The 10,917-nt window shown below is 31.0% G+C and carries 11 protein-coding genes and 1 tRNA gene; all 12 read left to right on the forward strand.

The window, feature by feature from the left end; translation table 11 throughout:
* Positions 1 to 329: 329 nt before the first annotated feature.
* Positions 330 to 980, forward strand: coding sequence for a hypothetical protein (locus EI71_RS09640; RefSeq protein ID WP_119017016.1), 651 nt, complete (start codon positions 330 to 332; stop codon positions 978 to 980).
* Between the two features lie 2 nt (positions 981 to 982).
* The gene (locus EI71_RS09645; protein ID WP_162849947.1) at positions 983 to 1,720 is read left to right on the forward strand and encodes a 16S rRNA (uracil(1498)-N(3))-methyltransferase; all 738 of its coding nucleotides are present in this window, start codon (positions 983 to 985) and stop codon (positions 1,718 to 1,720) included.
* Entirely contained in the window at positions 1,717 to 3,009 is a 1,293-nt protein-coding gene (gene mtaB, locus EI71_RS09650) for a tRNA (N(6)-L-threonylcarbamoyladenosine(37)-C(2))-methylthiotransferase MtaB (protein WP_119017018.1), read from the forward strand. The genes EI71_RS09645 and mtaB overlap by 4 nt, the downstream gene beginning before the upstream one ends.
* A 76-nt stretch (positions 3,010 to 3,085) precedes the next feature.
* A tRNA-Leu gene (locus EI71_RS09655) sits at positions 3,086 to 3,169 on the forward strand.
* A gap of 110 nt (positions 3,170 to 3,279) precedes the next feature.
* A complete protein-coding gene (locus EI71_RS09660) occupies positions 3,280 to 3,549 on the forward strand; it encodes a hypothetical protein (protein ID WP_119017019.1) in 270 nt (89 codons plus the stop codon).
* Between the two features lie 84 nt (positions 3,550 to 3,633).
* On the forward strand, positions 3,634 to 5,376 hold the full coding sequence (locus tag EI71_RS09665) for an ABC-F family ATP-binding cassette domain-containing protein (protein ID WP_162849948.1): 1,743 nt from the start codon (positions 3,634 to 3,636) through the stop codon (positions 5,374 to 5,376).
* Positions 5,373 to 5,900: an NUDIX domain-containing protein gene (locus EI71_RS09670; RefSeq protein ID WP_119017026.1), complete on the forward strand. Its 528-nt coding sequence runs from the start codon at positions 5,373 to 5,375 to the stop codon at positions 5,898 to 5,900. Before EI71_RS09665 ends, EI71_RS09670 begins: the two co-directional genes overlap by 4 nt.
* Positions 5,893 to 6,438, forward strand: coding sequence for a hypothetical protein (locus EI71_RS09675; protein WP_119017021.1), 546 nt, complete (start codon positions 5,893 to 5,895; stop codon positions 6,436 to 6,438). The genes EI71_RS09670 and EI71_RS09675 overlap by 8 nt, the downstream gene beginning before the upstream one ends.
* Before the next feature lie 204 nt (positions 6,439 to 6,642).
* Positions 6,643 to 7,533, forward strand: a complete 891-nt coding sequence (locus EI71_RS09680; RefSeq protein ID WP_119017022.1) for a DegV family protein — start codon at positions 6,643 to 6,645, stop codon at positions 7,531 to 7,533.
* 125 nt (positions 7,534 to 7,658) lie between these two features.
* Complete coding sequence (locus tag EI71_RS09685) at positions 7,659 to 9,014, forward strand: TrkH family potassium uptake protein (protein WP_162849949.1); 1,356 nt, start codon at positions 7,659 to 7,661, stop codon at positions 9,012 to 9,014.
* Complete coding sequence (locus EI71_RS09690) at positions 9,011 to 9,814, forward strand: potassium channel family protein (protein WP_119017024.1); 804 nt, start codon at positions 9,011 to 9,013, stop codon at positions 9,812 to 9,814. Before EI71_RS09685 ends, EI71_RS09690 begins: the two co-directional genes overlap by 4 nt.
* Positions 9,814 to 10,647 carry a diacylglycerol/lipid kinase family protein gene (locus EI71_RS09695; RefSeq protein ID WP_119017025.1) on the forward strand — a complete coding sequence of 278 codons (834 nt, stop codon included), beginning with the start codon at positions 9,814 to 9,816 and terminating at the stop codon, positions 10,645 to 10,647. Before EI71_RS09690 ends, EI71_RS09695 begins: the two co-directional genes overlap by 1 nt.
* Positions 10,648 to 10,917: the final 270 nt, after the last annotated feature.

Raw genomic sequence — 10,917 nt, forward strand, 5'->3', positions numbered from 1 at the left:
ACTGATGAAGAAATATATTCAGTAGCCAATACAAGACTAGGTTGGTATAGACAATGTGGTACAAAGATTGTTAACTATTTAATTAGTGCTGATTTACTTTCTAAGCCAAACAAAAAGAGGAATAGGCCGGGTTTGGTCAATCCTCTATTGTACTACCTAAAGTAGTTTGTGAATAATATAAATGTAGCGCCGTATACGAGACCCGTATGTACGGTGCAACGGGAGGGGCAAAGAATTATTTTCTTTCCTCTACCCTATTTTTTCAAATACTTGAATTGAATATAGAATAATGATAAAATTACAATAGTTTATTTCGGAGGTATTTGTTTATGGAACAGAATCAATTTGAAGGATTAGAAGAAGTAGAACAGGATGAGAATTTAATTCCTGAAGCTGCTCCTGAATTAAAGGAATATGAAAAATTATTATTAGTTGAGAATAATCGTCAGCTAGCTGAAAAGGCAGTAAACTTAGTAAAAAGTGGTTGCTTCACACAAAAGGAAGAGCCAACAATCGATTTTTCTAAGTATACAAGAATTGATATGGCAAAGAAATATAAGGGATTATACAATCTATATCAAAATATGGAAACTATGGAATTGGTATTCATTTGCCCTCTTGTTGAAAATAACAAGGGCGATGTAGAAGAAAAGAAAAATATGGCACCATATGCATATGATTGCATTATTACAGAGGCTATGGATGAAGAAACTTATCAAATGGTTTTACATGCAGCTAAAAATAATATTAGCCATTTCATTCCAGCGCTTCGTATTCTTGCATATGTAATCTATTTATTATTTGCGGTTTGTGGTGCTGTTGTATGGTTTAGCTTCTTTATTACAAATGTAGATTCAAACTTTATTCAAACACTAGGCATTTCTTGCCTTTATGCTTCTGGTTTTATTGCTGGAGATATTATTGCACTTCCATTATTGTTCCTAATGGAAATCAAATATAGAAGATATAAAGAGCAATAATTATGCAAAAATACTTCATTACAAAAGAAAATCTAGAAAATAGGGTAATCACTGGAGATGATGCTTACCAAATGTCTACAGTCCTTCGCTTTAAAGGCGATGAGATTGTTATGGTAAGTGATTCAGAAAAATCCTATTTAGCTAAGATTTTAAATGTATCTAAAGATGAGGTGTCCTTTGAAATAGTTGAAGAGAAAACCGGTAATATGGAGTTGCCGGTTTTTGTATCTATTTTCCAAGGATATCCTAAAGGCGATAAAATGGAAGAAATCATCAAGCATGGAACAGAGCTTGGTGCAAAACAAATCATTCCGACATTTATGAAAAGAAGCATTGTTAAGCTTGAAGAAAAAAAGATTACTTCTAAGCTAGAGCGTTTTAGAAAAATTGCTAAAGAGGCTGCAGAACAATCCTTCAGAAATGTTATTCCAGAAGTACCTTCTATCCCCTATTTAAAAACTATCGATTTTTCCTCTTTTGATGTAAAAATTGTATGTTATGAGGAATCAGCGAAAAATGGCGAATTAAAGGCATTTAAGAGCCTTATATCTAATTTAAAGGAAAATGCTAGGGTCGCCGTAGTGGTTGGACCTGAGGGTGGCATTGATGATAGTGAATTATCCTATTTAAAGGACAAGGGATTTATCCCTTGTGCTTTAGGACCAAGAATTTTAAGAACAGAAACAGCAGTATTCTATATATTATCTGCAATTAGTTATGAAATGGAGCTAAAGAAATGAAAGTAGGCTTTATCACATTAGGCTGCAAAGTGAATATTTATGAAAGCAATGCATTAAAAAATGAGCTTACTTCAAGAGGCTATACGGTATGTGAGGCTGATGAAACATGTGATTGCTTCATCATTAATACCTGTAGTGTAACAAATACTGCAGATGCTAAAAGTAGAAAGATGATTCATAAATGCATTAAAATGAATCCTAAGGCAATTATTTGTGTTATGGGCTGTTATGCCCAAACAAACGATGAGGCAAAGGAAATTGATGGCGTAGATATCCTAATTGGTAATGGTAATAAAAAGTCTGTTGTAGATACAATAGATAAGATGCTTAAGGGTGAAAGAAAAGAAAAAAGAATAGATATTCTAGATATCTTAGAAACTCATGAATATGAAAAGCTTGGTGTAACAAGCTATGATCATACAAGAGCCTTTGTAAAAATAGAGGATGGCTGTGAGAATTTCTGTACCTATTGTATTATCCCTTTCGCAAGAGGACCAGTTCGCTCAAAGCCAATAGATGAAGTAATTGATGAACTAAAAAGAATTACAGACCATGGCTATTTAGAGGTTGTATTATCTGGTATTCATACTGGAAGATATAAGGATAAGGATGCTACATTTTCTACTTTAGTTGAAAGAATATTGAACGAAGTTCCAAAATTAAAAAGATTAAGAGTATCCTCTATTGAAATGAATGAGGTAGATGATAAATTTATTTCCTTAATGAAGGATAATAAGGTAATTGCTGATCATTTGCATTTACCACTTCAAGCTGGAAGTGATTTAATTTTATCTAAAATGGAAAGAAAATATAATGTTAATGATTATATAAATAAAGTAAAGGATTTAAGAAGTGCAAGACCAAATATTTCTATTACTACAGATGTTATTGTAGGATTCCCATATGAAACAGAAAAGGAATTTATGGAAACCTATAATTTATGTAAGGAATTAAAGCTATCTAAGCTTCATGTTTTCCCTTATTCCATGAGAAAAGGTACTAAGGCAGCCTTAATGCCTCAGGTAGCTGATCAGGATAAAAAGGATCGTGCAAAAAGATTGATTGAGTTATCCAATCAGTTGGAATTAGAATATGCAGAAAAGTTTATAGGTAAGGTTTTAGATATCATACCAGAACAAGAGGTATTAGGTGGTTTGATGATGGGACATACATCCAATTTTTTACAGGTTTTTATGCCTTATGAAGAGGATAGAATTGGTAAATTATATGATGTAAAAATCACGAAAATTGAAAATGGTAAAATCTATGGAGAAATACTAAAAAATTAAGTTTTTTTCTTCTTGACAATTAAATATCCATTATGTATAATACTTATTGCAGTTTGAAGCTGCAAGGTATTTACGTGCCGGCGTGATGAAATTGGCAGACATGATAGACTTAGAATCTATTGCGACGAGCGTGCAGGTTCAAGTCCTGTCGCCGGCACCACTTTGAATATTACTGGAATAAGCAATTATTCCAGTTTTTTGTTTTTAAGTTACGATTTTTCTTTCACTTTTCGATATATATGATATAATTCCTATTGGAGGGTGAGTAAAATGGACAAGAAAAAGAAAACAAAAATGTATGATTTAGATGGCACATTAATTAACCTATATGATGTCGTTGAATTCAAAAAAGAATATGAAGAGGAAGCATTTCCTGAATATGGTTATTATGGTATTTTAGTATTAACCTTAGATGATGGTGAGTTAGTAAAAACTCTAAAGTTTAAAATTGGTGGAAAAGAATCCTCTTTAGATGATGCATATAGAAATGTAGATTCTAAAGCAAATGAAATGAAAAGACTTATTGAAAAGCTTGCTTAAGAAATTAGACTGATGTAAATCAGTCTTTTTTTGATGCAATAAGTGTGGTATAATTCATACCGATTGTAAAGGAGGTGTAATATTATGAATATTACATTTGATAATGTAACATTTAAATATATCGAAAGAAAAATATTAGATAACGCCTCTTTTTCTATATCGGATAATGATAAGATTGGTATTGTTGGAGTAAATGGTACCGGTAAGACTACAATGCTAAAGCTTATTATGGGAGATGAAAATCCTATAAGTGGTAAAATTGTCATTTCTGGTGGAATGCGAATTAATTATTTGAAGCAGGACCCTAAATTTGATGAATCCAAGGACTTATTATCCATTGTAATGGAGGATTCAACGAAGGATGCTCCAATAATTGAATATGAAGCCAAAAGTATCTTAACTAAAATGGGATTTTTAGATTTATCTATTACTACCAAAAACTTTTCTGGTGGACAGCTTAAAAGACTTGCTCTTGCCAAAGTATTAGTTACTCCATGTGATATGCTAATATTAGATGAGCCTACAAACCATTTAGATAATGAGTTAATTCTTTGGTTAGAAAAATATTTAATAAAATGGAAAAAGGGATTACTTATGGTAACCCATGATAGATATTTTTTACAAAGAGTTTGTAATAAAATGATGGAATTAGATTTTGGTAAAATCTATTTATATGATGCCAATTATGATGAATTCTTAAGCTTAAAGGCAGAACGTATTGAAGCGGAGGCTTTAGCAGAGAAGCACTTAAAACAAATCCTAAGAGTGGAAAAGGAATGGATGGGTAGAGGTGTTGAGGCAAGAAGAACAAAGAATAAGGCTAGAAAAGAAAGATTTAAAGCATTAAGCGAAATAGAATTTAATGAACAAAAGACAATGGAGTTTTCTAGTATAGAAACAAGACTTGGTAAAAAGCTTATCTATATGAAAAATGGCTCTAAGGCTTTTGGAGATAATGTTTTATTTGAAAACTTTAGTTTTGATTTAAACCGTGATGATATTATTGGTATCGTTGGAGATAATGGGGCTGGTAAAACTACATTATTCCGTATATTAATGGGATTAGATAGCTTATCTAGTGGAGAATTAATTAAAGGGGAAACTTTAAAAATTGGTTATTTTTCCCAGCATTTAGAATTAATTGATCCAGAGATTAGAGTTATTGATTATATTAAAGATACTGCAAATATTATTGATACCCTAGATGGTAAGATGGATGCGGAAACGTTACTTGAAAATTTCTTGTTTTCTAGGGATTTACAGTATACTAAGGTAAAGATGCTATCGGGTGGAGAAAAAAGAAGATTACAGCTTGTAAGAGTCCTTATTTCTAATCCGAATGTATTATTATTTGATGAGCCTACAAATGATTTAGATCTATATACATTAGAAATATTAGAAAATTATTTAATGAGCTTTAAAGGCCCTATTTTAGTTGTATCTCATGATAGATATTTTCTAGATAAAATATGTAATAAGCTATTCATATTCAAATCAGGTACTATAGAAGAATCCTTATTATCCTTTAGTGAGTATTTAAATCAAAATGATAAAGAGGGTAGAGTAGATGAGGCAATTCCAAAGGAAAGAGTAAAAACACAAAGAATGCCTTCCGCCTTAAGAAAAGAATTAGAAAATATAGAAGAACGTATGCCTAAAATAGAAAAAGAAATTGAAAAGCTAGATACAGAACTTAAAACAATTTCTACAGATTATAAAAAGCTTATGGAATTAAATGATAAAAAGGAAGAATTATCTAAAGAATATGATAAGCTTATGGAACGCTATTTTGAATTACTTGAGATTAAGGAGTCCTATAAAGTATGAATAATGTAGAGTATTATCAGGTATATGATCAAAAATTAAATAAATGTGATTTGAAAATAGCAAGACCAAATCACATTCCAAATGGATATTATTTTGGTATAATTGATGTGATTACTTATAATAAGAGAAATCAATCCTTTTTAATCACAAAAAGAAGTAAATATAAAAGCTCTATGCCAGGCTATTTAGAGGTTACAGTTGGATGTATGCAATATGGGGAGGATCCCCTAGATTCTGCCAAAAGAGAATTAAAGGAAGAAACTGGTATTGATGGGAATTTTATAAAGCATTATAAAACTATAGTTTCTTATCATGCGATAGCTCATACCTTTACTTGTGTATGTGATATAGACCCAGATTCTATATTATTACAAGAAGGAGAAACAGAAGCTTATTATTGGTATAAGGAAAAGGATTTTAAATCCATTTGGAATTCAAGATTAATGACTCCGGTTCAAAAGAATCGTATAGAGCCTAATTTAGAAAATATAATTTTACAAATAAAGGAAATGTGCAATGAATAGTAATAAAAGATTATCATTATTCTTTGGGGTTATAGGAGTTATATTAGGGGTTGTTTTAACATTAGTTGGTATATTATATTATGAGGAATTTGTTCAAGTAATTTGTATCTTTATTGGTGCAATTATTATATTAGTAAATATCTTCCCCTTATTAATATCTGCTAAGGAAATGAAGCATAGTAAAAGATATGCTTATAATTTTATTGTATCCTTATCATTTATCATATTAGGAGCAATATTTATATTTAATCATGGCTTTGTTTTATCCGTTATACTTGGTTCATTATTAATTATTTTTCCATTAATAAGAATCATATTAGCAAGAGACCATAAAAGACAGTTTTTAACAGAAATTCCATTACTTGCGTTAGGTATAGCATTATTCTTTAATGCAGGAGATTTATTATTCCAAATTGCTTTAATTACCTTTGGAATTGTCCTTGCAGTATTATCTTTAATAAATATTGTTTTATTAATGATTCATACAAAATCATTTGAAGATACAGTCATTGATGTAGAATCTGAAGAGGTAGAATAACCTCTTTTTTTCATTGATAGTTTAAGACTTTCCAAAAGATAGACAAATGTATCATTGGTCCTCAATATTTATGTTTTTGTTTCTTAAAAAGCCATTTATGTCAGATTATGACATAAAATAATGTTTGACAAGCTTTACATTTACTGATATACTACTTTCGAAAAGTGAAGTAAGTCGATTCTTGACATAAGGGAGGTTTTTATTATGCCAAAGGTTGCAATTATTACAGATTCTAATAGTGGTATTACACAAAAGGAAGCACAAGAACTTGGAATTCGTGTCATTCCTATGCCATTTATGATTGATGGTGAAGAATACTTAGAGGATATCACATTAACTCAAGAGCAATTCTATGAAAAATTAACTGGAGAGGCTAATGTTTGTACATCACAGCCATCCATTGGCTTTGTTAATTCTGTTTGGGATGAAGCTTTAACAGAATATGATGAGGTTGTATATATTCCAATGTCTAGTGGATTATCTAATTCTTGCCAAAGTGCCAAGGTTAGTGCTGAGGCAATGTACGAAGGAAAGGTATTTGTTGTAGATGATCAAAGAATTTCTGTAACACAGCGCCAGCATGCACTAGATGCAATCGAGCTTGCTAAAAAGGGATATAGCGGAAAAGAAATTAAGGATATTTTAGAAAGAGAAAAATTCAATTCAGATATTTATATTACATTAGATACTCTATATTATTTAAAGAAGGGTGGAAGAATCACTCCTGCAGCTGCAGCTTTAGGTGGTTTATTAAAATTAAAGCCTATTTTAACAATTAAGGGTGAAAAACTAGATAAATATAGAATGAGAAATCGTGATATGGAAAATGCTAAGAAGATTATGATTCAAGCTTGTGAAGCATCCATAAATGGTTTTTTAAAGGATTTAGATGGTAAAACAGATAATGTATATTTAGAGGTTGCATATTCTGGTGTTGACAAGACTCCTGCATTAGAATTTGTAGAAGAAATCAAGAAGGTTTTCCCAGGTAAAAATGTAGATGTTTATCCACTTTCCTTATCCGTTTCTTGTCATATTGGAACAGGTGCTTTAGCTATGGCAATATCTAAAGCAATTCCAGAATTAGAAAAGTAAAAATAATAACAGAATTGAGCCAAATTATTGGCTCTTTTTTTCAACAGATAAAAGTGTAAAAACGGGGTTTTTCTTGTTATGATTTTAAAAATATAGTATAATAGGCATATGTTGAGGTGTTGGATATGAAGAAAACAAAAATTCATCCCTACATTATAATAATTGTAAGCTTCCTTAGCATTATTATTGCAGGTACCATATTTTTGGTTATGCCATTTACAACAACAGATTTCCATTCCATAGGATTTGTTGATTCATTGTTTATGGCAACATCTGCAGTTTGTGTTACAGGCTTGTCTGTAGCAAATGTTGGACAAACATTCACGTTGTATGGAAGAATTATTATGGTAATTCTTATGGAAATTGGTGGATTATCCTTTATAACTATCGCAATTTTCTTTTATACAATGATTGGAGCTAAGATTGGAGTATCTAATCGATTCTTGTTAAGAGAAGCATTAAATCAGTCTTCTGTATCTGGTTTAATTCCATTAGTAAGAAAGATTGTTATTATATCATTTTCTGTACAAATTATATGTGCAGGCATTAATATGGTTGTTTTTGTGAAGTATTTTGATACTTGGTGGGAAGCACTTGGAGCATCCTTATTCCATTCTGCATCTGCATTTAATAATGCAGGATTTGATATATTTGGTGGAATTGGTTCAGATTCACTCATATTATTTAAGGATGATATTTTAATCAATATGACAACAATCGCAATGATTATTTTAGGATCCTGTGGATTTGTTGTTATGGATGATTTATTTAAAAAGAGATTTAAATGGAAGAAATTAACTTTACATTCAAAGCTTGCTATTTCTACTACTATAGTATTAATCGTTGTTGGTGCATTATTTATTAAAGCAACTATAACAGACCCTAATTTCACATGGCTACAGGCTTTATTTGGGTCTGTAACATGTAGAACTGCAGGCTTTACAACCTATGATTTAGCAGAGCTTAAGAATTATCCTGGAGCTTATGTTATCTATGTTATTTTAATGCTTATTGGTGCATCTCCTTGTGGTACAGGTGGTGGTGTAAAAACAACTACAATTGCGGTTGTTATTATAGCTATTGTATTTTATGCAAGAGGTAAAAGTGCAAGAGCATTTGGTAGAAAAATATCAAACGAGCAGATATTTAAAGCCTTTGTATTAATAGGTATGTGTGTATTAATTGTAGTATTTGGTACATTCTTAGTAGCAATAGTACAGTATGATAGAACCCTAGTAGGAACAGAAGAGCAATTTGGCATTGAAGAGATATTATTTGAAGTATCTAGTGCCTTTTCAACTACTGGTCTATCGATGGGTATTACTACAAGCTTAAATGCAGGTAGTCGTATTATTTTATGCTTTATTATGTTCTTTGGTAGACTTGGACCTTTAACTATTATTGGTGTAGTAAATAAGAATTGGATTGGTAATTCAAAAGAATCAATTCAATATGTAGAGGAGAATGTGATTATAGGATGAGAAGAGCAACAGCGAAAAAATCATTTATGATTATAGGATTAGGCCGTTTTGGCGCAAATATTGCTAAAATTTTAGCGAATATGGATGCGGATGTTTTAGCAATTGATATTGATGAGGAATCTGTTACAAAGGTAGCATCATTTATTCCACATTGTGTAGTTGCAGATTCAACTAAGCCAAATGTTCTTAAGGAATTAGGTGCATCTCAAATTGACCATGCCGTTGTAGCAATTGGTAATAATTTGCAGGCATCTATTCTAACTGTATTAAATTTAAAGAATTTTGGTGTAAAAAAGATTACTGTTCGTGCTGATGAAGAAGGACATAAGGAAGTTTATAGAATGCTTGGTGCAACAGAAGTAATTATTCCAGAAGAGGCAACAGCCCTTTCTTTAGCAAACCAAATTATGTCGGATTCTATTTTGGATTATTATCAGCTAGCTGAAGATTATACTATGGTTAAAATTTCTGTTGGTGAGGGATTTGAGCCTAAAAGTATTATTGATATGAATGTCCGTGTATTATTTGATGTTAATATTGTAGGATTAATTAAAGATGGTAAATTTGCTATTCCTAAGCCAATGGATTTGATTTCTCCGGGGGATGTATTAGTTGTAGTAGGTACAAAAGAGAATTACATGAAGTTTGAGAATTTCTTAAATGAAAAATCTAGACCTAAGGTAGATGAAAAGAAGCCTTTAACAAAGGTAGAAGAAAAAAAGGTGGCATCTAAGACTCAAACTAAAACTCAAACTAAGGCAACTCCTAAAAAGGATGTAAAGGAGAAGTCTAAAAAATAATGCGAGCTCTTTTAGTACATAATCCCTATAGTAGAAGGGCATTAAAGAAAAAAGAAATCGAGTTTATAGTTAAAGAATTGTCTGTGGCATATACCACAGACATTTTTGAAACAAAGGGTAAAGGTACCATTGATGAATATGTATCTTTAAATGGAGAATCTTATGATTTAGTCATAGCCTGTGGTGGTGATGGAACCATTCATGAGGCTGCATCGGGAATCCTAAGGCTTCAAAAAAAGCCTAAGCTTGGTATTATTCCAAGAGGAACTATGAATGATGTAGCTAAGTGTCATAAAATGCCTAAAAGTATAAAAAAATGCTTAAAAATAATATTAAATGGACATGCTAAACCCCATAGCGCATATCGTATAAATGATACATTTTTCCTATATGGATTAGCGATTGGAAGATATGCAGGGGTATCCTATTCTGCAGGTAAAAAAAGAGAGCTTGGAAGACTAGCATATTACTTAGCTTGTATAAAAGACTTCTTTTATACAAAGCCAACTACTATTTTTATTGATGGAAAAGAAGAAAAAATATCTCAATTGTTCATTTTAAATACGAAATATCTTGCGGGATATTCTATTGTCCAAACGAATGAAGAGTTTATGCATATTAAGATATTACCATTTAAAAACAAAGTTAGTGATACGATTCGTTTTTGGAAATTTTTGGTTTCAAAATCAAAAAGGCATTGTCTCGTTTTAGAAAAGAAGATGGTTACTCTTGATGGTGATAATTTAGAATTCACACTAGATGGTGAAAAGTATGTTACAAGTCATGCCGAAATAGAAAAGCTAAAAGATTCGATTGAAATTATAAGAAATTAAGTAAGAAGGAATTATATTTTAAATATAATCCTTTTTTCATTGAAAAGTAGCAATAATAGGGTTATTGTGTCTTTATGTAACAAACAGAAAGAAAGAAAGATAGTTTCACTATCATTTTCAGCCTTTTACCTATTGAAAACTAATATAAGTTATGATAAAACCTGAATTTAGGATTTACCCCTAAAATGGGTAGTTAAGAAATGATAAAATCCACCAAATTGGTGGATATAAATGTTAATAATCAAGCTCGGTTTGAAATAGTAAATCCAT

The organism is Anaeroplasma bactoclasticum, assembly GCF_003550015.1.
Taxonomy (GTDB): Bacteria; Bacillota_I; Bacilli_A; order Acholeplasmatales; family Anaeroplasmataceae; genus Anaeroplasma; species Anaeroplasma bactoclasticum.

Coding starts and splice junctions, on each gene's coding strand:
- EI71_RS09640 (WP_119017016.1), top strand. CDS start 330: ATGGAACAGAATCAATTTGAAGGATTAGAAGAAGTAGAACAGGATGAG.
- EI71_RS09645 (WP_162849947.1), top strand. CDS start 983: ATGCAAAAATACTTCATTACAAAAGAAAATCTAGAAAATAGGGTAATC.
- mtaB (WP_119017018.1), top strand. CDS start 1,717: ATGAAAGTAGGCTTTATCACATTAGGCTGCAAAGTGAATATTTATGAA.
- EI71_RS09660 (WP_119017019.1), top strand. CDS start 3,280: ATGGACAAGAAAAAGAAAACAAAAATGTATGATTTAGATGGCACATTA.
- EI71_RS09665 (WP_162849948.1), top strand. CDS start 3,634: ATGAATATTACATTTGATAATGTAACATTTAAATATATCGAAAGAAAA.
- EI71_RS09670 (WP_119017026.1), top strand. CDS start 5,373: ATGAATAATGTAGAGTATTATCAGGTATATGATCAAAAATTAAATAAA.
- EI71_RS09675 (WP_119017021.1), top strand. CDS start 5,893: ATGAATAGTAATAAAAGATTATCATTATTCTTTGGGGTTATAGGAGTT.
- EI71_RS09680 (WP_119017022.1), top strand. CDS start 6,643: ATGCCAAAGGTTGCAATTATTACAGATTCTAATAGTGGTATTACACAA.
- EI71_RS09685 (WP_162849949.1), top strand. CDS start 7,659: ATGAAGAAAACAAAAATTCATCCCTACATTATAATAATTGTAAGCTTC.
- EI71_RS09690 (WP_119017024.1), top strand. CDS start 9,011: ATGAGAAGAGCAACAGCGAAAAAATCATTTATGATTATAGGATTAGGC.
- EI71_RS09695 (WP_119017025.1), top strand. CDS start 9,814: ATGCGAGCTCTTTTAGTACATAATCCCTATAGTAGAAGGGCATTAAAG.